At 58.1% G+C, this 19981-nt stretch carries 16 protein-coding genes; 6 read left to right on the forward strand and 10 right to left on the reverse strand.

Annotated elements, in window-relative coordinates:
* The first annotated feature begins 20 nt into the window (after positions 1 to 20).
* Positions 21 to 449, forward strand: coding sequence for a serine O-acetyltransferase (locus tag ACEVJL_RS11090; RefSeq protein WP_235396148.1), 429 nt, complete (start codon positions 21 to 23; stop codon positions 447 to 449).
* Positions 442 to 1701 (forward strand): alanine racemase, encoded by a 1260-nt coding sequence (gene alr, locus ACEVJL_RS16830; protein ID WP_425475192.1) that lies wholly within the window; start codon positions 442 to 444, stop codon positions 1699 to 1701. Before ACEVJL_RS11090 ends, alr begins: the two co-directional genes overlap by 8 nt.
* Positions 1702 to 1819: 118 nt before the next feature.
* On the opposite strand, the gene cobA is transcribed toward alr, so the two are convergent.
* From cobA to ACEVJL_RS11130, 6 genes are all read right to left on the reverse strand, one after another.
* Complete coding sequence (cobA, locus tag ACEVJL_RS11105) at positions 1820 to 3307, reverse strand: uroporphyrinogen-III C-methyltransferase (RefSeq protein ID WP_374737876.1); 1488 nt, start codon at positions 3305 to 3307, stop codon at positions 1820 to 1822.
* A complete protein-coding gene (locus ACEVJL_RS11110; RefSeq protein WP_374737878.1) occupies positions 3304 to 3927 on the reverse strand; it encodes a precorrin-2 dehydrogenase/sirohydrochlorin ferrochelatase family protein in 624 nt (207 codons plus the stop codon). Before ACEVJL_RS11110 ends, cobA begins: the two co-directional genes overlap by 4 nt.
* A gap of 14 nt (positions 3928 to 3941) precedes the next feature.
* The gene (locus ACEVJL_RS11115) at positions 3942 to 4697 is read right to left on the reverse strand and encodes an ABC transporter ATP-binding protein (protein WP_374737880.1); all 756 of its coding nucleotides are present in this window, start codon (positions 4695 to 4697) and stop codon (positions 3942 to 3944) included.
* Complete coding sequence (locus ACEVJL_RS11120; RefSeq protein WP_374737882.1) at positions 4690 to 5715, reverse strand: FecCD family ABC transporter permease; 1026 nt, start codon at positions 5713 to 5715, stop codon at positions 4690 to 4692. The genes ACEVJL_RS11115 and ACEVJL_RS11120 overlap by 8 nt, the downstream gene beginning before the upstream one ends.
* Positions 5681 to 6655, reverse strand: a complete 975-nt coding sequence (locus ACEVJL_RS11125; RefSeq protein WP_374737884.1) for an ABC transporter substrate-binding protein — start codon at positions 6653 to 6655, stop codon at positions 5681 to 5683. Before ACEVJL_RS11125 ends, ACEVJL_RS11120 begins: the two co-directional genes overlap by 35 nt.
* A 196-nt stretch (positions 6656 to 6851) precedes the next feature.
* On the reverse strand, positions 6852 to 9137 hold the full coding sequence (locus tag ACEVJL_RS11130) for a hydratase (RefSeq protein WP_374737885.1): 2286 nt from the start codon (positions 9135 to 9137) through the stop codon (positions 6852 to 6854).
* Between the two features lie 169 nt (positions 9138 to 9306).
* On the opposite strand from ACEVJL_RS11130, the gene ACEVJL_RS11135 reads away from it, so the two are divergent.
* On the forward strand, positions 9307 to 10248 hold the full coding sequence (locus ACEVJL_RS11135; protein WP_374737887.1) for a LysR family transcriptional regulator: 942 nt from the start codon (positions 9307 to 9309) through the stop codon (positions 10246 to 10248).
* Here the strand turns inward: ACEVJL_RS11135 and ACEVJL_RS11140 are convergent.
* Positions 10236 to 11153 (reverse strand): LysR family transcriptional regulator, encoded by a 918-nt coding sequence (locus ACEVJL_RS11140; protein WP_374737889.1) that lies wholly within the window; start codon positions 11151 to 11153, stop codon positions 10236 to 10238. The two genes, ACEVJL_RS11135 and ACEVJL_RS11140, sit on opposite strands and share 13 nt — an antisense overlap.
* Positions 11154 to 11317: 164 nt before the next feature.
* On the opposite strand from ACEVJL_RS11140, the gene ACEVJL_RS11145 reads away from it, so the two are divergent.
* From ACEVJL_RS11145 to ACEVJL_RS11155, 3 genes are read left to right on the forward strand one after another with little or no spacing between them, the layout of a single operon-like run.
* Positions 11318 to 12181 (forward strand): DUF6282 family protein, encoded by an 864-nt coding sequence (locus ACEVJL_RS11145; RefSeq protein WP_110440953.1) that lies wholly within the window; start codon positions 11318 to 11320, stop codon positions 12179 to 12181.
* Between the two features lie 24 nt (positions 12182 to 12205).
* Entirely contained in the window at positions 12206 to 13516 is a 1311-nt protein-coding gene (locus tag ACEVJL_RS11150; protein WP_110440952.1) for an SLC13 family permease, read from the forward strand.
* Positions 13517 to 13546: 30 nt separating this feature from the next.
* Entirely contained in the window at positions 13547 to 14761 is a 1215-nt protein-coding gene (locus ACEVJL_RS11155; protein ID WP_110440951.1) for an NADP-dependent isocitrate dehydrogenase, read from the forward strand.
* A 58-nt stretch (positions 14762 to 14819) separates the two neighbouring features.
* Here the strand turns inward: ACEVJL_RS11155 and ACEVJL_RS11160 are convergent, their stop codons facing one another.
* The 3 genes from ACEVJL_RS11160 to ACEVJL_RS11170 form a co-directional block, all read right to left on the reverse strand.
* Entirely contained in the window at positions 14820 to 16445 is a 1626-nt protein-coding gene (locus ACEVJL_RS11160; protein WP_374737892.1) for an ABC transporter ATP-binding protein, read from the reverse strand.
* A 3-nt stretch (positions 16446 to 16448) separates the two neighbouring features.
* A complete protein-coding gene (locus tag ACEVJL_RS11165) occupies positions 16449 to 18278 on the reverse strand; it encodes an ABC transporter permease (RefSeq protein ID WP_374737894.1) in 1830 nt (609 codons plus the stop codon).
* Positions 18279 to 18417: 139 nt separating this feature from the next.
* Positions 18418 to 19788, reverse strand: a complete 1371-nt coding sequence (locus ACEVJL_RS11170) for a hypothetical protein (protein ID WP_374737896.1) — start codon at positions 19786 to 19788, stop codon at positions 18418 to 18420.
* Positions 19789 to 19981: the final 193 nt, after the last annotated feature.

Consider the following 19981-nt stretch of genomic DNA (forward strand, 5'->3'; position numbering starts at 1 on the left):
ACTGGTCCAAAGGAGACCGAATGACGGGCTTCTGGTGCCTTTACCGCCTGCGGAACCGGGCAAAGCGGAAGATGATCCGGGATATTTTAACTTTTTTCTTCAACCGCAGCGCCCGACGGCACGGAGGCTATGTGGGGCCCGGCGCTGTGATCTTGGGAGAACCGCTGCTGCCACACGGACTCCACGGAGTCTATATTTCCCGTTTCGCCACCATAGGCGCGGGATGTCGGATCTATCAGAATGTCACCATCGGGGAGGTAAAGCGTCGGGCCCCTGTTGTGGGAAATGGGTGTCTCATCGGAGCGGGTGCAGTGCTGGTGGGGGATATCCGCATCGGCGACGGAGTAAAGATCGGCGCAGGAGCGGTGGTGTGTCAGGATGTTCCGGCGGGATGCACCGTAGTGGCCCAGCCGCCCCGGATTTTGGAAGGGGGAGCGGGATATGCGTGAGGAAATAAGTCGGGCCTGGCGGGAAGTGGATCTGAACGCTTTGGCCTATAACGCCCGAACCCTCCAGGCAGCCTTGGATTCCAGCTGCTACCTGATGGCTGTGGTAAAGGCTGATGCATATGGACATGGGTCAATCCCTGTGGCCCGGCGGTTGGAAGCAGAGGGAGTGAAGGCCTTTGCAGTGGCCTGCCTGGAGGAAGGAATCGCTCTGCGGAGGTCGGGTATCCAGGGAAAAATCCTGATTCTGGGCTACACGCCGCCGGGTATGGCATTCCAGATTTGCCGGTGGAAGCTCGTCCAGACGGTAGCAGATGAGGATCACGGCCGAGCGCTGGCCGCCCAAGGTGTGCCGCTCTCAGTCCACTTGGCTTTGGATACGGGTATGCATCGCCTGGGGATTCCGGCGGAGGACCATAAGGCTTTGCAACATTTATATGAATTGCCAAATCTGAATATCGAGGGGGTATTTTCCCATTTGTGTGTGTCGGACAGCCTGGAAGCGGAGGATATGTCCTTTACCTGCACGCAATTAGAACGATTTTACGCAACAGTTCGATGGCTCAAGACCCACGGCCTGGACACGGGAGCAATCCACATCCAGGCAAGCTACGGCATCTGGAATCTGCCGCCTCAGCCATGTTCCTGGGCACGGGCAGGAATCGCCCTTTACGGTGTCTTCAGCAATGATGCCCACACAGAACGAAAGCTGGATCTGCACCCAGTGCTTTCCCTGCGCGCCCGGGTAGCTTCGGTGCGCACCCTCCTGCCCGGCGAGGGAGCAGGATATGCGCTCTCTCTTCTGCTTAAAATCAACGATGGATTCCGGACGGAAGAATTCCGTCGGCTGGGACTGACTGGAAGTAGCGGAGACTGGGAGCGGCTGGTCCGGGGCGTGATACGGGAGTTCGAGGAAAACAACAGCGGTGTGGGTCTGTTTCACTTCGACTCTGACGAGGATGTGTTCTGCGTGTATTCCCAATACATCGACGATTTGATGATGCTGGCCAAAATGATCCGAGTAGCCTGTGCCGATGAAAAAGCGATGCGGACTTATCTTGGCAAGATCGAGTACATCAAGCTCTTTTGGGAGGGCGCACCGGAGGGTGAACCAGCGGTCATCCTCTATGAAGTGGATACCGAAAACGAGCGGCTGGCCCTCCGCTCCATCGACATCTTTGCAGATTGCCGCACCCGTAACATCCCTGACCTTTACGACGGCGCCATCGAGATTATCACACCCATAAGGCACTGAACCAAGCCATTGCCCAACACTTGATGCAGGGCGATCTACAGGAGAATCTGGATAATGCGATTTAAAGAGGGCCGCACAATTTGTGCGGCCCTCTTTGTATAGGTGGTCAAACGGTCTCTTACTTGTGGGCAGACCAATGGTCCAGAATGGTCTGTTGGATACCAGAGGCGGAGATATCTCCCGCCATCAAAGGAGGCGTGCTGCAGTGGGGGGCCAGAGCCTGGGCGGTGACTGGACCGATGCACACACAGACAGGACCCTCTGGGATGGAACCAAAGGTTTTCAGAAAGAAGTCCACCCCGCTGGCACTGGAAAATACAAGATAGTCACTTTGTTGGACCTGTGAGCACAAAACAGTACAGTCCAGCTCCGGGGCGCGGAGAGTATAGAGGGGGATGTCCTCTGTGTGGGTGTGCTCCGCGAGACGGCGGTACAGCTCCGGAGAGCCCAGAGCAGAGCGAAACAGATATACCGGCTCACCCTGGGGGACGGCGTCCACCAGAGCCTGGGCCAGAGCCTGCGTGGTGTGGACCGGGGGACAAAGGTCAGCATGAATGCCATGGCTAGCCAGGGAGGCTTCGGTAGCCTTGCCAATGGCGGCAAAGCGGCAGGCGTGGAGCTTTCTTAGATCGATGTTCTGTTCCTTCAAACGGCGGAAGAAACAGTCCACTCCGTTCTGGCTGGTGAGTACCACCCAGCGGGGGGCGCCGTCACACAAGGTGTTCAGGTCAAACGAGCAGGGCAGTTCCTCCAATTGAGAGGTCAGAGCAGCAAAGGAGCGGGCGCCCAGTGGAGAAAGAGCGTCGTTCAGCCGCTGCTGAAGAATGGGAGTGCCTACCAGCGCCACCTGCACTCCCTCCAAAGGTCGGGCGGAGGAAGAAGTAAGATCCAGTGCGGCGGTTTCCCCTACCACGATCACCGCTGGAGGCTGGACGTTTGCCTGTTCCGCGGCCGCAGCAAGTTGTCCCAGCGGGGCACGGACCGTAGCCGGGTGAGGCGCGCAGCCTCCGGAAACCACAGCAGCAGGGGTTTCCGGAGAACGGCCGGCAGAGATAAGTCCCTGAGCGATCTCTCCAAGGTGGGACAGTCCCATCAAAAATACAAGAGTGCCCTCCAGCTTGGCCAGACGGTCGAAGTCATCCCGGCCTCCCTGGGCGGTATGTGCAGTGACCACGTGGAAACCGCGGCTCATCCCCCGGTGGGTCACCGGGATGCCTGCCATGGCGGGAATGGCGATGGAGGAGGAAATACCAGGAACTACCTGGAAGGGGATGCCTGCCGCCTGGAGAGCCAGCGCCTCCTCACCGCCCCGGCCAAAGACAAAGGGGTCGCCGCCCTTGAGCCGGGCCACCCGCAGGCCCTGTCCAGCCAGTTCCACCAGAGTTTGAGAAATCTCCTCCTGGGGAGCGGAATGGCGGCCTAGCCGCTTGCCCATGTAGATGCGCCGGGCCTGGGGCGGAGCGGCCTGAAGCAGCTTGTCAGCAATGAGATCATCGTAGACCACTGCATCGCACTGGCGCAGCAGTTCCAGTCCACGCAGAGTGATCAAGTCGGCCTGGCCGCAGCCTGCGCCGATGAGATAGACGCAGCCGGTAGATTGGCTCATGGAAGTTCCTCCGTTTCAAAGCTGAGTAAAAATTGCGTCTCCTCCCGGGAGAGTGGACCGCCGGCCTGGAGGGCGGCGGAAAAGAGCCGGGAGAGACAGGTGGAGCATTGAGGCTGGGACAGTGCGCTGCCTTTCAGTTCCTCCCGCGCAGCATCCATCCAAAGAAGAATGGCCTCCAGATTGTCGGGGAGCAGCCCCTCAATCTGCTCTTTCAAATAGTGGGCAGCGGAAGGACTTTTACCGCCGGTGGAGATGCCCACAGTCAGAGGTCCCCGCCGGACCACGGAGGGGAAAAGGAAAGTGCTTTCCGTTCCAGGGTCGGCCACATTCACCGGAATATTTCGCTCTCGGCACAGTCGGGCGATGTGGCTGTTTAATTCCTGGTCATCGGTGGCGGCAATCACAAAGAAAGCACCCTCCAGCAAGGCGGGGGAGAAGGGTTCCCGCCGCAGGGTCAGACCGGGCAGAGCCTCCAGCTCCGGGAGAACGGAGGGAGCGCACACGGTGAGGTGAGGGCCGTAGGGCAGCAGGGTGCGGATTTTCCGGGCAGCTACCGCGCCGCCTCCCACCACCAATCCCTGTTTCTGGTTCAGATCTATGAAAAGTGGAAAGTAGGCCATGAACGGGCCTCCTTTCAGTCGTAGTAATAGCGCCAGCCGTTGGGAGTATCCACCCGGCGGATATGGGCCTGGAACACCTGGTCCAGGGCGCCGGACTGGAAGACTTCCTCCGGTGAGCCCTGCTGTACCATCTGCCCTTCCTGGAGCAGAACGCAGCGGTCGGAGAAGCGCAGAGCCAGACACAGGTCGTGAAGGACCAGGACCACTGCGGTGCCCTGTCCGGCCATCTGTTGGGCTACGGTCATGAGACTCAGCTGGTGCTGAATGTCCAGATAGGTGGTGGGCTCGTCCATCAGAATGGTCTGGGTCTCCTGGGCCATAGCCATGGCCAGATAGACCTTCTGGCGCTGGCCGCCGCTGAGACTCTGTACGGGGCTGTCCGCCAGTTCCCAGGCGTCCGAGCGCTCCATGGCGCGCCAGGCGGCCTCATAATCTTCCTTGCGATAGCGTCGGGGATAGGAGAGGTAGGGAAAACGGCCGTGGAGCACCATCTTCCGGGCGGTGATGTTGGGGATGGTGCGGGATTGAGGCATATAGGTGATTTTCTGGGCCATCTGGCGGCGGGTCAGCTCCTTGACCGGTACACCGTCCACGGTGATCTGACCGCCGGCCATGGGATGGAGCCCGGCAATCGTGCGCAAAAGGGTGCTCTTCCCGCTGCCGTTGGGGCCAAGCAGAGTAAGCACCTGACCGGGGCGCAGGGCGAGAGAGATGTCCTCTACCACCAATTTGGAGCCGTACCCAGCGCTGACATGTTGAAGCTCAATCATGGATGCGGCCTCCTCTCTGCCGAAGAAGCAGCCAAATAAAGAATGGCCCTCCTGCCAGGGACAGTACGATGCCTACCGGGACCTCAAAGGGGGCAAAGAGCAGCCGGGCGGCCAGGTCGCACAGGGTGAGCAAAGCCGCACCTCCCAGGGCACAGGAGAGAAGCAGCGGGCGGCTGTCTTCCCCGATACAGCGGCGCATGATGTGGGGCACAATAAGTCCCACAAAGCCTAAAAGGCCGCAAAAGCTGACAGCAGCTCCTGCCAGGGCGGCAGCCAGGGCCAGAAAGAGCAGACGAAACTGTTTGACCGGAAGTCCCAGGCTGCGGGCCGTATCGGAACCCAGGGCGAGAATGTCCAATTCGCTGGTCAGAGACAGCAGCAGGATCATGGCAACCAGGATGACCCAGAAAGCGGGGCGCAGCTTGTCAAAGAACAGATTGGTCAGGCCGCCGATGCGAAAGTCGGAATAGCCCAGGACCGCATCGGGAAAGAAGGTGATCACCGCGTCAATGCCTGCGCTGAAAATGTTGGATACCGCCACACCGGCCAGTACCAGGGTGATGCGGCTGGCTCCTGTGCGCTCTGCGATGAACAGAACCACCAGTACCCCCACCAGGGCTCCCAAAAAGGCGGCCAGAGGGGTCAGCCACAGGGCATAGGGGGCCACAGCCCCCACCAGTACCACCATGAGTCCGGCGCCGGAGTTTACCCCGATAATGTTGGGGGCGGCCAGGGGATTGTGCAGTACGCTCTGGATCACGGCACCGGACACCGCCAGGGCCATCCCAGCCAGCAGGCACCCGGCGGTGCGGGGCAGGCGGGCCAGCAGTACGATTTTGGCCTGCGTTGTACCGGTCAGCTGTCCCAGCAGGATTTTGGGCAGCAGAGCAGGGGAGACAAACACCGGACCAAAACAGATGCTGGCCAGAGCGGCCAGCACCGTGAGCAGGAGCAGAAATGCAAATACCTTGACGGTACGGGAATTACTGCGGATAGAGAATGTCTGCCAGTTTTTCATAGGCCTCCCCCCAGCGCGCGTTGGGTTTCAGATTGTACAAAGAGTGCTCCAACGTATAGAACCGTCCCTCCTGTACCGCACGCAGGCTCTGCCAGGCGGGATTGGACAGAAGCGTGCGTTCCAGAGTCTGCTGGGCGTCGGTGGGATCGGAGCCCTGGAGGACGACAAAGATGTAGTCGGGATCGGCGGCCATAATGGCTTCCAGGCTCAGGTCCTCCAACAGAGCGCTGTCCTGGTCGGCCACATTGATGCAGCCCAGGTCGGCCAGCATTTCGCCCAGCAGAAAGTCAGTACTGCCCTTCACTTTACAGCTGGAGCCGGTGGCGCGCATACAGAGAATGGTGGGCTGAGAGCCGTCCTGACGGGCCACCGCCTGATCGATTTCCTTGCCGATCTCCTCGCCGTATTGGACATACCGCTCCGGGCATCCGGTGAGCTGGGTACAGATCTCCAGCATGCGCAGATAGTCGGTAAAATTCTGAATGTCAAAATAAGCAACCGGGATGTTGGCCTTCTCCAGGGAATCCTTCATGTCCACATTGGCCGTGGTGTTGCAGCTGGCCAGGACAAAATCGGGCTGGGCAGAGAGAAGCACTTCAAAGTTTGGCTCTTTGATGGCACCCAGGTCTAAAACTGACTCATCCAGTCCCAGGTCAAAGGAAGTCCAGGCGTCGTTGGCAGTGGCCACCAGGGTGGATTGTCCTCCGGCCAGACACCAGATATCGGCGAAGCTGCCGATGAGAGCGGCCACTCGCTGGGGACGCTCCACCGTGACGGTGCGGCCCAGATCATCGGTAAAGGTGACGGCCTGGGATTGAGAGGAAGAAGCATTGGAAGTGGAGCTGCTGCTCTGGGCGCTGTTAGATGAAGCAGGAGCGCAAGCAGTAAGGGAGCAGACTAACAGGATAGCCGCCAGGGGGCGAAGTACAGTTCGATTCATGAAGAGGCCTCCTAATGTGATTTCGGTTCATTTGATCACAGTGGGAGCATGGCCCCCTCTTCTGTGTCACTCACAATACTACTATATTTTTGTTTGGTTCGTCAATTTTTCTTTTCTAATCAGCAGGATTTGAATTTCAGAAGGAAACAAAAATCCCCGGAAGATACAAAGACAGTATCTTCCGGGGACAAACAGATTATTTCCGGGCGGAGTGCTGGTAGTAATTGATGAGACAGCCGTCGGCCAGGATCTGGCGCTCGGGTGCCGTGAGATGGCCCAGGGAGACGGGGAAGGAAGTAACCGTTCCGTCATGAACGGCGTAGGCGGTGGCCTCCTCGCCGCCCTCCAGCAGTACTTTGCGGATACCGGGGACAAAGACCCAGTCGCCGTTTTCCACCACATCGGCGGACTTGACCAGGAAGGGCAGCATGCCCCAGTTGATGCAGTTGGAGCGGTAGCGCTTGGTAGCGTACTCCAGAGCCAGGTTGGCTCCGGCGCCCAGCACCCGTTGGCAGGAGGCAGCCTGCTCCCGGGCAGAGCCGTCACCGGGCTTGTTGGCATAGATGGTGCTGGCGATGACGGTGTTGGCGGGATCGACATTGAGGCCAGAAGTTTTCAGGGCCTCGTAGACGGAAGCAACCTCGTCGCCCGTGGCCTTGCCGGCCGCCCGGTTTTTCTCCAGAGCCAGGATAGCCTTGGCACGGCCTACATACTCCGGGTCTTTTCGGGACAGGGTGAACTCAGCCAGGCGCAGGGGGTTGGAGCGGTAGGAGGAGGTCTCGCCGGAGGGGATGAGCTCGTCAGTGGTGGTGACGGGGTCGGTGATGCGGCTGACTACCTTCAACAGAATGTCGTCGCTGAGGGCAGGCATCTTGGGCCAATCCTTGATGTTGGGGCCGAATTTTAGTTCAGCCTCGGGTTCCGGCTTGCCCCAGCCGTTGTACACCCGCTTGGCATACACGCCGCCGTCAAAGTGGTAGGCGGGGATAGAGTAGTCCACATCCAGCTCGGTGGCGGCGGTGAGGCGGCCGCCGTTGCGGGCGGTGGCGGCGATGGAACGGGCGTCCATCAGGGCGACCCCGGCCATCTGGCCCTCGCCGGGCTTGGAGCCTTCCCGGTTGGGGAAGTTGCGGGTGGTGTGGCGGATGGAGAACTCGCCGTTGGCGGGGGTGTCGCCCGCGCCGAAGCAGGGACCGCAGAAGCACTCCCGGATGATAACGCCGGACTCCACCAGCTTGGCAATGGAGCCATTCTTCACCAGTTCCAGATAAGCGGGCATGCTACCGGGGTAGACGCTCATCTTGAACGTGCCGTTGCCGCAGCTCTGACCCTCCAGAATGTTGGCCACGGCGCACACGTTGTCATAAGTTCCGCCGGAGCAGCCGGCCACAATGCCCTGGTCCACGTAGATGTGGCCGTCGGCGTGGAGCTTGCTCATAAGATCCAGATGGGCGGTCTTGGCGATCTGGCTGTTGGCCCGCTCCTCCACCAGGTGAAGAATGTCAGCGGCGTTTTCCTGGAGTTCTTTAATGGTGTAGGTATAGCTGGGGTGCATGGGCATGGCGATGGTGGGCTCCACGGTGGACAGGTCCACATACACACAGCCGTCATAGTAGGCCACGTCGGCGGGAGTCAGCTCTGCATACGCATCAGGGCGGCCGTGGAGAGTAAAGTAGTCCTTCACCTTTTCGTCGGTGGTCCAGATGGAGGACCAACAGGTGGTCTCGGTGGTCATCACGTCGATGCCGTTGCGGAACTCCACGGGCAGGTTTTTGACGCCCGGTCCCACAAACTCCATCACCTTGTTTTTTACATAGCCGCTCTCGTACACCTTGCCGATGATGCTCAGGGCCACGTCCTGGGGACCGACCCCATTTTTGGGCTCGCCAGTGAGATAGATGGCGACGACCTCCGGATAGGCAATGTCGTAGGTGCGGCCTACCAGCTGCTTGGCCAGCTCGCCGCCGCCCTCGCCCACAGCCATGGTGCCCAGAGCGCCGTAGCGGGTGTGGGAGTCGGAGCCCAGGATCATCCGACCGCAGCCGGACATCATCTCCCGGTTGTAGCTGTGGATGACGGCCATGTTGGTGGGGACGTAGATGCCGCCGTACTTCTTGGCGGCGGACAGGGCGAACATGTGGTCGTCCTCGTTGATGGTGCCGCCCACGGCGCACAGGGAGTTGTGGCAGTTGGTCAGCACATAAGGCAGAGGAAACTCCTTCATGCCGGAGGCCCGGGCGGTCTGGATAATGCCCACGTAGGTGATGTCGTGGCTGGTCATGGAGTCAAACTTCAAGGAGAGCTGCTCCATGTCGTCCACGGTGTTGTGGGCCTTCAGGATAGAGTGGGCCATGGTGCCCTTCCTGGCCTCATCCTTGGTAGGGACGTTGCCCAGGCGGCCGGAGAGCTGCTGATGGTCAGTCTCATCTATCACAGTCTCGCCATGGAGCAGATACACGCCGTGTTCAGACAACTGGATCATAAAAATTTCCTCCTCACGCAGTGCTTTTTATGGGAATCTGGTCCGCTTTGTGATCAAAATTATAACAACGGCGTTGTAAAGAATCAAATTGGGGTTTATAATACAAAATATAGGTTAGACCAATGTAATTCGTTATTATCAATAAAAATATGCTATGTGAGGAGAGAGCATGGAACTGGAATTTAAGGATATTGAGTACCTGTGCGCCGTGGAGCAGCAGCGGTCCATTACCAAAGCGGCACAGTCCCTGTTTATTACTCAACCCACCCTCAGCCAGTATTTAAAGCATCTGCAGGAGAGGTTGGATATGGTGCTTTTCCATGTGGAAGGCAGAAAGATTCGATTGACTCCGGAGGGTGAAGTACTGGTCCGAGAGGGGAAAAAGCTGCTGCACCAGCGGGAAGAAATGATGGCGGCTATGAACAGTGTCAATGAGACCGGCTGCGGTCTGCTGCGGCTGGCCGTGCCGGTAGGTCGGGGAAGCCACATTATTCCCACCTGCATCCCGCCCTTTCACTGGCGTTTCCCCAAGGCGGAGATCCGGCTGACTGAGGGGCACTCCAAGGAGCTGGTCAATCAGGTACAGGCAGGGGCCTGTGATCTGGTGATCATCAACAAACCGAGCTTTCCCATCCATCTGGAGTATGAGACGCTGGGCTACGAAAAGATGATGTTGGTGGTGGGCAGCGATACCCCTTGGGCAGACTATATCCGCTACGACCGGGATGGCCAGGCTCACATCGGGCTGAAGCGGTGTGCGGACATGCCCTTTGTGCTCCATCTGCCCAGCCAGCACACCGGGCAGATCGAGCGCCAGCTTCTTCATAATGCAGGGATCAAGCCAAAGGTGATTTTGGAGACCCAGAACCTGGAGGCCTCCTACCGTCTGGCGGCCTGCGGCTATGGGGTGACCTTTTTGTCAGAATATCATATCAATCGCCTGACAACAGGAGGAGAAACCTGCAACTGCGTTTTGGATGATCCACTCAGCCAGATGGAGATCATCATCGGATACCGTCGAAAGGAGGACCTGTCCTTCCTGGCCAGAGAGTTTTTGAACACCGCCCGACAGGCGTTGGCGCGTCCCGGGCTGCGGGATCAAGGTGTCTGATAGTATTGCTTTAAGGTGTCGGCCAGGGCGAGGGCGGCTCGGGAGCGATAGTTCCCAGGGGGAAAGGCCAGTCCCAGATCCAGAAAGACCCCTTCCGGTCCAATAGAGTAGTACTGCGTGTGGGGGTAGTCCTCCCGGCAGGAGCGATAGGTAAACGCAATGCCAAGACCAGCCCTGGCCATGGCGGCAGCAAAGGGAGCGGTGAGGTTGCCGTTTCGCACCTTGGGCACCAGTCCGCGCTGGGAGAAAGCCGCCCGGCTCAGGGAGCCAAGAATGGTGTCATAGTCGCTGAGGATGTAATCGTAGTCCATGGTATCTTCCACCTCAACATAGCGGCGTATCTCTCCGGTATCCAGCACACATTCCCGACTCAATGCGTTGACAGGGTGGTCGTGGGAGACCACCAGAAGGATCTCATCCTGCAGCAGCAGCTCCACCTGATCTTTGAGCTTCACTGGGGGGAGGGCGATCAGAGCCAAATCCAGCTGTCCCTCAATGAGCAGCTGTTCCAGTGCCATGCTGTTTTCCTCCCGAATCTCCACCTGGATATTGGGATAGCGTTGGCAGAAGCGGCACAGGGCAGGAGGAAGCAGATAGCCGCCCCGGAAGGTGCTGATGCCGAAATCTACCCGGCCGGCCTCCAGATTTTCCATGTCCTGGATCATTTGCTGAGTTTGGTGATATTCACCCAGTATTTTCTGTGCCCGCTGGATCATCAATTCTCCTGCCTGGGTGGGGCGCACTCCGGTGGAGGTGCGGGTGAAGAGCTTGCCGCCCAGCTCGTCCTCTATGAGACGCAGAGCCTGACTGAGGCTGGACTGGGACATAAACAGCCCTTGGGCGGCCTTAGAGATGCTCTTTGCCTGGGCAATGGCAAGGAGATAGTGCAGATCTCGAAATTCCATAGAAGTTCCTTTCTCAGCTCCCATCGGTTTTCCCGATGGGAGCTATTAAATTATAGCCGCTTCCGAAATAACAGATGTAGTATATACTGAAACATAGAAGAAACACAAGGGAGAATTCGAGTGAATTTGCCCAAAAATAATTTACAGGGAGAGGAAGCGGACACATGAACAAAGTATCTCTGCAAGGCGTTATCGACATGCACGTGCATACCAATCCGGATCTGCGCCACCGGGCTTACGACGACTTTGAGCTCACCGATGCGGCAGTGCGGGTGGGAGCCAGAGCCATTGTCATCAAAACCCATCAGGGTATGACCATGGACCGGGCTTACCTGTGTAACGCCTACAACCAGCGCGTCAACCACGGCAACAACAACTTTACTATGTTCGGCAGCATTACCATGAACAAGGTCATCGGCGGAATCAACCCCGTGGCGGTGGAAACTGCCTTGAAGCTGGGCGCCAAAGTAGTTTGGCTGCCTACCGCTTCCGCCCGCAACCACATTGAAAAACTGAATCTGGATATGAAGAAGTGTGTGGAAGTCGTCCGGGACGGAAAAGTAGTTCCTGAGATGAACGATGTGTTCCAGCTGGTCAAGGACCACGATGCGGTGCTGGGCACTGCCCACGTCTCTCCGGAGGAGTGCTTTGTGGTGGTGGAAGCTGCCCGTAAGGCCGGAGTCAAGAAGATCGTGGTCACTCACCCGGAGTGGTGGCTTGTGAACATGAGCGTGGAGGATCAGGTGCGTATGGTCAAGGACTACGACGTGATCCTGGAGCGCTGCTACGCCCAGAACATGGGCGGCGGCAAGTACAAGAGCAACCTGCCCTCCAACCTGGAGATCATCAAAACCGTGGGTTATGAGCACGTGATGGTGGATACCGATGGCGGCCAGGTGGAGAACCCCCACTGGGAACTGGCGCTGCAGGAGTACATGCAGTATCTGGTGGACCACGGTATCCCCGAGGAACAGGTTTACCATATGACTCATACCATTCCCGCCGGGCTGCTGGGCCTGGAGGACTGAAAAGAAACAGGGAGGTAATTTGCTGTGAGTATTTTGATCATTGCAGCCATCGCCCTGGCCGTAGTGCTGGGGTATAAGACCAAGATCAACACCGGCTTTTTCTGTATCGCCTTTGCCTATATCATCGGCTGCTTCATGCTGGGTATGAAGACCAAGGACCTGATCGCTGAGTGGCCTACCAGCACCATGTTCGTGATCCTGGCGGTCTCCCTGTTTTATAACTTTGCCGCCGTCAACGGAACGCTGGAGAAGATGTCCAGCAGCCTGCTGTACGCCTGCCGCCGCTTCCCTGGAATGCTGCCCTACGCCCTGTTCCTGGTGGCTGTGGTTCTGTCCGTGATGGGTGCGGCCTACTTTACGGTTCTGGCCTTCCTGGCTCCTATCACCATGGCCATCTGTGAGGAGTCCAAAATGGACAAGCTCACCGGCGCGGTAGCCATCAACTGCGGCGCTCTGGCCGGCGGTAACTTCCCCACCGCGGCTCTGGGTGTGGTGTTCCGCGGCCTCATTGATACCGCCTACGAGGCGGACCCCTCTCTGACTCCTCTGGACTCCTTCTCCACCGAGATGACCATCTTTGGCTTTGCCATCGTATTCTCTCTCATTCTGATTACCATTTTCCGCTTTGGCTTTAAGGAGAACCGGAATATCGGCAAGGGTATTACCTTCCGCAAGCCTGAGCCCTTTGAGCCCAAGCAGCGCACCACTCTGAACCTGATGATCCTGATGATGGTGGTGGTTCTGGTCTTCCCCGTGCTGAAGATGATCCTGCCCTCCAACGAGCTGATCGCTTCCATCAGCGGCAAGATCGATGTGGGCCTGGTGGCTATGATCTTTACCGTTATTGCCCTGCTGCTGGATCTGGCTCCTCAGAAGGAGATCATTGCCAAGGTGCCCTGGAATACCATCCTGATGATTGCCGGTGCCGGCATGCTCATTGCAGTCGCTGTGGAGGCCGGTACCATTGAGCAGCTGTCCGCCTGGATCGGCGACAACGTGCCTGTCTTCCTGGTGCCCATCGCCTTCAGCATCGTGGCCGCCTTCATGAGCTTCTTCAGCTCCACCACTGGCGTCGTCACCCCCGCTCTGTTCCCCCTCATCCCCGCCCTGGCCGCCTCTACCGGCCTGAGCCCCGCCGTTCTGTTTGCCTGCACCGTTCTGGGTGCCCAGAGCAGCGCCATCAGCCCCTTCTCCTCCGGCGGCAGCCTGATCCTGGGTTCCTACGGCAACGACGAGGAGCGCAACAAGCTCTTTAACCGCCTGCTGTTTGTGGCTGTGCCCATCAGCGTGTGCGTCAGTGCGGTGTACAACTTTGCTGTGGCTATGATCCTGTAAAACTACTTCAAAATTATTGGAGGTTTGACCATGAATAAGATCCAGATGACCACCCCTCTGGTGGAGATGGATGGCGACGAGATGACCCGAATTCTGTGGAAGGATATCAAGGACATTCTTCTGCTGCCTTATATTGACCTGAAAACTGAGTACTATGACCTGGGCCTGCCTGAGCGGGACCGTACCAATGACCAGGTGACCGTGGACTCTGCCCTGGCCACCCAGAAGTACGGCGTGGCGGTAAAGTGCGCCACCATCACCCCCAACGCCCAGCGCATGGATGAGTACAAGCTCCACCAGATGTGGAAGTCCCCTAACGGCACCATCCGGGCCATTCTGGATGGCACCGTGTTCCGTACTCCCATCATGGTCAAGGGGATCTCTCCCGTGGTAAAGAACTGGAAGAAGCCCATTACCATCGCCCGTCATGCCTACGGCGATGTGTACAAGGCCACCGAGTACCGGGTGCCCGGCCCCGGCAAGGCCGAGCTGGTCTTCACCGACGAGCAGGGCAAGGAGCTCTCCCGCCAGACCGTCTATGACTACGAGTGCCCCGGCGTGCTCCAGGCTCAGTACAACAAGGATTCCTCCATCTACTCCTTTGCCCGCTCCTGCTTCCAGTTTGCTCTGGACAGCAAGAAGGACCTGTGGTTTGCTACCAAGGACACCATCTCCAAGAAGTATGACCACACCTTCAAGGACATCTTCCAGGAGGTGTTCGACAAGGAGTACAAGGAGAAGTTTGACGCCGCCGGCATCACCTACTTCTACACCCTCATCGATGACGCAGTAGCCCGGGTCGTGCGCTCCGAGGGCGGCTACATCTGGGCCTGTAAGAACTACGACGGCGACGTGATGAGCGACATGGTCTCCACTGCCTTTGGTTCTCTGGCCATGATGACCTCTGTGCTGGTCTCTCCCGACGGCAAGTACGAGTATGAGGCCGCCCACGGCACTGTCACCCGCCACTACTACAAGTACCTGAAGGGCGAGACCACCTCGACCAACCCCATCGCTACCATCTTTGCCTGGACCGGCGCTCTGCGCAAGCGGGGTGAGCTGGATGGGCTTCAGGACCTGTGTGCCTTTGCCGACAAGCTGGATGAGGCCTGCATCGCCACCATCGAGGGCGGCACCATGACCAAGGACCTGGCCGGCCTGTGGGAGGGCGATATCCCCGCCAATCCTGTGGACAGCCGGGCCTTCCTGGAGGCCATCCGGGATCAGCTGGAACAGCGGCTGTAAGAGACATAAAAAATTGGGACGGAAGCAATGCTTCCGTCCCAATTTTTTATGTTTAATATTATGCTTCAAATTCCAGGCTGCCTACCGCAATGCACTGGCCGCTCTTGCGGTCAAAGAGCATGATGTTCTTGCCCGAGATGGACAGGGGAGCCTTGGCACCGATGGTGAACAGGGAACTGCCGAAGATGACGCCGGTGAGCAGGAAGTCGTCAATGCGCACCTTGATGGTGGATTCCATACCGGTGGGCATGGCGCCGTAGATCTCACCTTCCAGACAGCTGTCATCTACGATGTCCAAAAACTCCGGCCGGATGCCCAGTACCAGGTCCTCGTTGGTGAGCACCGGCTCCTCACGCAGGGAGTCATCGTACTCTACCACTGTGGAGATGTGGTAGCGGAAGGTCTCGTCCTTGTTTCCCTTTTCCACATAGGACTTCTGGGCAGCTTTTTCTTTGTGTGCAGCTTCCTGGGCGGCCTGCCGGGCGTCCCGGTCCAGGAACCACTGGTTGAGGTCCAGGCTCTCCTTGGGACAGAAGGTGGCCTTTCGTCCGGCAAACACGGTCAGATCTACCGCGCCGTCGGGGCGCTGGGCTCCCTTGGCCTCCACAAAGTTGATGGAGGGGTTGCCCACAAAGTCGGCCACGAACAGGTTGTTGGGCCGGTTGTAGACGGTGAGGGGAGCGTCGTACTGCTGGAGCACGCCGTTGTTGATCAGGCAGATCTGGGTGGCCAGGGTCATAGCCTCCATCTGGTCGTGGGTGACGTAGACGAAGGTGGAACCGGTCTCCACGTGCAGGCGCTGCAGCTCGTAGCGCATCTCCAGGCGCAGCTTGGCGTCCAGGTTGGAGAGAGGCTCGTCCATAAAGAGCACGGTGGGCTTGGGGGCCAGGGTGCGGGCGATGGCCACGCGCTGCTGCTGGCCGCCGGACAGCTCCGCCGGGTAGCGGTCCATGAACATGCCGATTTTCACGATGCGGGAGACCCGGCGCACCGCCAGGTCGATCTCCTCCTTGGAGAGCTTGCGGACCTGGGTGACCACCTGACCGTTTTGTATGACCTCAAAGTTTTCGTTGAGGGTCTGGGACTTCCGGGCAGAGTCCACTTTGGCGCGGAGAGAGGCGATCTCGCCGGACATATCCTTGCCCTGCTCCAGGTGATAGCTGTAGAGCTTTTTGGCGGTGTAGATGGACAGAGTAAAGGCGTCGATGAGCTTGATATAAGCTTTCTTCTCATCGATCTTTCCCTTCTTGTCCCGGCAGTCCTCCAGGATCTTGACTACCTCACCGGGATTTTCCAGAATTTCCGCCAGGCGGGCAGCGTTTTTGGCTTCAAAGTCCACGGTGGGGAGTTCTTCCTTTACGTTGGACAGACCAAAGGCGATGTTGTCGTACACCGTCATGTTGGGCCACAGGGCGTAGTTCTGGAAGAGGAAGCCCACTTTGCGCTTGTTAGCCGGGACGTTGATGCCCTGCTCGCTGTCAAAGACCACTTGGTCGCCGATGGTGATGCGGCCGCTGGTGGGGGTCTCCAGGCCGGCAATCATACGCAGGGTGGTGGTCTTGCCGCAGCCGGAGGGACCCAGCAGGGTGACGAAGGAGTTGTTTTCAATGACCAGGTCCAGGTCGTCTACGGCGTAGAATTTGCCCCAGCGCTTGGTCACGTGTTCTAATTTGATCTCAGGCATGGTTTAACCTCCTATTCCCTTATCCAGGCTGGCCCCGGTAACCTTGTTGACGATGGTGTTGCACACCAGGATGGTGACGATCAAAATCAGGTTGATGCCGCTGGAGAAGGCGTACAGACCCATCTCGTCGAAGTAGTCCAGGGTGGTGGAGAGAATGAACCCCTGCACGCACAGCAGCATGAACAGGGACAGCTCACGCAGACAGGTCATAAAGGGCAGCAAATAGCCGCTGATGATGGACGATTTCTGGATGGGGATGATGATGTGGGTCATTCGCTTGATCCAGGGGATGTTCTGGATGATGGCCGCCTCCTCAATTTCACCGGAGAGCTGAAGCATGGAGTTGAGGGAACTGCGGCTGGCAAAGGGGATGTACTTGATGGTGCCGACGATGATCAGAATGGTGTACGTGTTGAATAGGTTGATATGTTCGTTGGAGAATAGGATAAAGAAGGCCACGCCCACCGCAATGGAGGGCATGAGATAGGGGAGAAAGGCCACGGAGTTTACATAGTTGGCCCATTTACTTCGTCGGTTTTTGGACACGGCGTAACCGATGAGAGTACCGATGGTGCCTGCCAGCAGAGCGCAGCACACGCTGACCCAGATGGTGCCCTTGAAGGCGTTCCAGATGGTCTCGTTGTGGAGGATGCCCTTCTGGCCGTACATGCCGTTTTCGGTGATGTTTTCATCGGTGACCCACCACTTGGTGGTGAGGTTGTCCGGATCGCCGGTGTAGAGGAAGGAGTAGTCGCCGGGGTTGGGCAGGAAGGTCTCAAAGGCGAAGGAGACGATGGGGAAGATGCTGGTGAAGAAGGTGACGACGACCAGCACCAGAGCGATGACGTATTTTCCTACCCGGCCCAGGTTGATCTTGGAGATCTGACCGGACTTGCCGGTGACGGTGGTATAGTTCTTGCGGCTCTGGAGGCTCAGCTGGTTGAGCAGCATGATAGCCACGCCGAAGACCATCATGATAATGGCCAGGATGCTGGCCTCACCGGTGTACTTGGAATTGAGGGAAATGTACTTGGTAGCCAGGGTGGTCAGGCCCAGGTAATGGGGCACCGGGTAGGAGCCCATGGCGCTGCCGAAGACCAGCAGGATGGTGGAGAGGATGGCGGGCTTGACCATGGGGAGGGTAATGCGGCACATGATGCGCCACTTGGGGGTGTCCAGAATAGTGGCCGCCTCTTCCAGGTTGGCGTCCATGTTGCGGAAGATGCCGCCAATAAGGATGTAGGCGAAGGGGGCGTAGTGCAGGCCCAGCACCACCAGGCTGGGGAACAGGCCTTTGCACCACCACAGGGGCATATTGATGCCTAAAGTGGCAGCCAGCAGGCCGTTGGAGGTTCCGGTGACGGCGTTGGAGTTGAACATGTTCTGCCAGACCACCGCCAGAGTCCACTGGGGCATGATGTAGGGGAAGATGAAAATGGAACTGAGGTATTTGCGCCAGGCCAGATTGGTGCGGGTGACCAAAAAGGCGAACAGGCCGCCGAATACAATGGATACCACGCAGGTCCCCACTGCCAGCCAGATCGTGTTGAGCAGGGGGGTCCACAGGTTGATCATGGCCTTATCGCTGGTGAACAGGTCGATGTAGTTGACCACCGTATACCCCGAAGCCTTTCCGGTGAGGTAGGCGTCGATGGTGCCGGGGTGGATCTTGAAGGTGTCCTCCACAATGGCGATGATGGGGGCCACCGTGCTGAAGGTGAGCACGATGCCCATCAGCAGCAGGATCACGTTGTGGGGTTTGGAGAAAAAGGTTTTGATTTTATTCCGACGCACGGCGGACCGATTGGTCCGGGCAACAGTGATCTGATCCATAACAGGCTCCTTTCTGCCGGGATGGAAAGCGCCCTTGGATGCGGCGGATGTCACGCGCGTCCAAGGGCGCCTTGATCTGCTTTTACATTACCGTTTGGGGAAGCAGGGCCCGGACAGGCGAATGGTTCCGGGAAAGAAATCAGCCGGCGCTGTACTTATCCAGCATCTCGATCCAGCTGCCCACGGTGAAGGAGACAGAGGCGCAGTACTCGGGGTCCTCCAGCACCAGCTTGCCGTCCTTGGTCCACCAGTCGTAACCCGCGTCGTTGAGGGCTGCGAACTCCACGGTGGTGCCGTCCTCGGCCATGCCGCCGGTCTGGTGGTGATAGATCTCCTCATTTTCAGCCGCCACGGTGGGGTTGGAGGAGTAACCGCCGATGTCCTTGCCCCAGGCGGAGAAGCCGTCCTGAGTGCAGGTCATGTAGGCGATGAAGGCGCAGGCGGTCCAGGGCAAGGGGCTGTTGTCGGTGAGAAACAGGTAGTGGCAGTAGCCAAAGCCGCCGATGCCGGTGTAGCCGTCGTTGTAAGCGGCCACGGTGATGTTGTTCTTGGAGACGGAGGCGGACTCCTCCACGCTTCTCAGCTTGGAGTACACCAGCAGACCGAACTGATCGGTGGCGGACTTATCAACCAGCGTGGTGCAGATGGGGCCGTCATCGGTCTGGGCATTGTAGCTGCCAACCCAGAGCTTGATCCAAGCCAGAGCGTACTTGCCGTTCTCGCCCAGGTTCAGGCTCTCGGCCTCAGAAGCCATGGCGTCGATGGTGGGCTGGAAGTAGGCCTGCTCGTCGGCAGAGAGGGCATCAAAGGCCTCCTTCAGCCAGGTGGCGTAATCGTCCCGGGTGAGCATGTACAGGAAGTTCTTGCCCACGATCTCGGAGTCGATGTCCATGAACAGACCGTGCTCGCCCTCAGCCACGAAGTCCCAGCAGTTGTCGTAGGTCTTGGAGCCGGTGTTATTGTACATGAAGATCTTGTTCAGAGTCTGCAGGGGCAGGAAGCCTTCATACTCCTCAGCGGTGGTATTGTTGGCCTCGGCCCACTCCTTAGGAATAAAGGTATCCAGAATGCCGGTCTGGACCATCTTGGACTCGATCTGGTTACCGTCCTGGATGAGGGTCATGGCAAAGGTGCCGGTATCCTTCAGCGAGTCAGAGGTGAGCTGATCGAAGATCTTGTTGTTCTTGGGCTGCTGCCAATCAAACTCCATGGTGTAATTGGGGTCGATGGTCTGCAGGTACTCAATGAACAGGGGAAGGGCGCTCTTGCCGCGGCTGGAGTTGCCCACGCCGTAGAAGGTCTTTCCGTTGGACTCCTCGATAGCCTTTTTGGCCAGTTCCTCCAGGGTCATGCCCTGGGCCTCCTGAATGATCTTCTGAGTCTCGGAGAGCTCTGTGGGAGCTTTGGAGCCGGAGCCGGACCCGGAAGTGCCGGAATCGTTGGTCTTACCGCAGGCCACCAGACTTAGGCTGAGGGACGCGGCCAGAAGCAGGGACAGTGCTCGTTTCATGATGTTTCCTCCTTTGTAAAAAATAACAAAAACACTTGGCTTACCGCCACGTTCTATGGTACTTTTATTGTATTCGGGGCAAGTCCAAATGAACAGGGGACAAAACTGCGTTTTTTTATGAAGGACTGAGAATCTTGTGGAAATTTAATGAAAGATACTGGAAAAACGTGCTATAATTAGATAAATTTCTAAA

It is taken from the genome of Flintibacter porci, assembly GCF_041925195.1.
Taxonomy (GTDB): domain Bacteria; phylum Bacillota; class Clostridia; order Oscillospirales; family Oscillospiraceae; genus Lawsonibacter; species Lawsonibacter porci.

Coding starts and splice junctions, on each gene's coding strand:
- ACEVJL_RS11090 (WP_235396148.1), top strand. CDS start 21: ATGACGGGCTTCTGGTGCCTTTACCGCCTGCGGAACCGGGCAAAGCGG.
- alr (WP_425475192.1), top strand. CDS start 442: ATGCGTGAGGAAATAAGTCGGGCCTGGCGGGAAGTGGATCTGAACGCT.
- cobA (WP_374737876.1), bottom strand. CDS start 3,307: ATGAGCCAATCTACCGGCTGCGTCTATCTCATCGGCGCAGGCTGCGGC.
- ACEVJL_RS11110 (WP_374737878.1), bottom strand. CDS start 3,927: ATGGCCTACTTTCCACTTTTCATAGATCTGAACCAGAAACAGGGATTG.
- ACEVJL_RS11115 (WP_374737880.1), bottom strand. CDS start 4,697: ATGATTGAGCTTCAACATGTCAGCGCTGGGTACGGCTCCAAATTGGTG.
- ACEVJL_RS11120 (WP_374737882.1), bottom strand. CDS start 5,715: ATGAAAAACTGGCAGACATTCTCTATCCGCAGTAATTCCCGTACCGTC.
- ACEVJL_RS11125 (WP_374737884.1), bottom strand. CDS start 6,655: ATGAATCGAACTGTACTTCGCCCCCTGGCGGCTATCCTGTTAGTCTGC.
- ACEVJL_RS11130 (WP_374737885.1), bottom strand. CDS start 9,137: ATGATCCAGTTGTCTGAACACGGCGTGTATCTGCTCCATGGCGAGACT.
- ACEVJL_RS11135 (WP_374737887.1), top strand. CDS start 9,307: ATGGAACTGGAATTTAAGGATATTGAGTACCTGTGCGCCGTGGAGCAG.
- ACEVJL_RS11140 (WP_374737889.1), bottom strand. CDS start 11,153: ATGGAATTTCGAGATCTGCACTATCTCCTTGCCATTGCCCAGGCAAAG.
- ACEVJL_RS11145 (WP_110440953.1), top strand. CDS start 11,318: ATGAACAAAGTATCTCTGCAAGGCGTTATCGACATGCACGTGCATACC.
- ACEVJL_RS11155 (WP_110440951.1), top strand. CDS start 13,547: ATGAATAAGATCCAGATGACCACCCCTCTGGTGGAGATGGATGGCGAC.
- ACEVJL_RS11160 (WP_374737892.1), bottom strand. CDS start 16,445: ATGCCTGAGATCAAATTAGAACACGTGACCAAGCGCTGGGGCAAATTC.
- ACEVJL_RS11165 (WP_374737894.1), bottom strand. CDS start 18,278: ATGGATCAGATCACTGTTGCCCGGACCAATCGGTCCGCCGTGCGTCGG.
- ACEVJL_RS11170 (WP_374737896.1), bottom strand. CDS start 19,788: ATGAAACGAGCACTGTCCCTGCTTCTGGCCGCGTCCCTCAGCCTAAGT.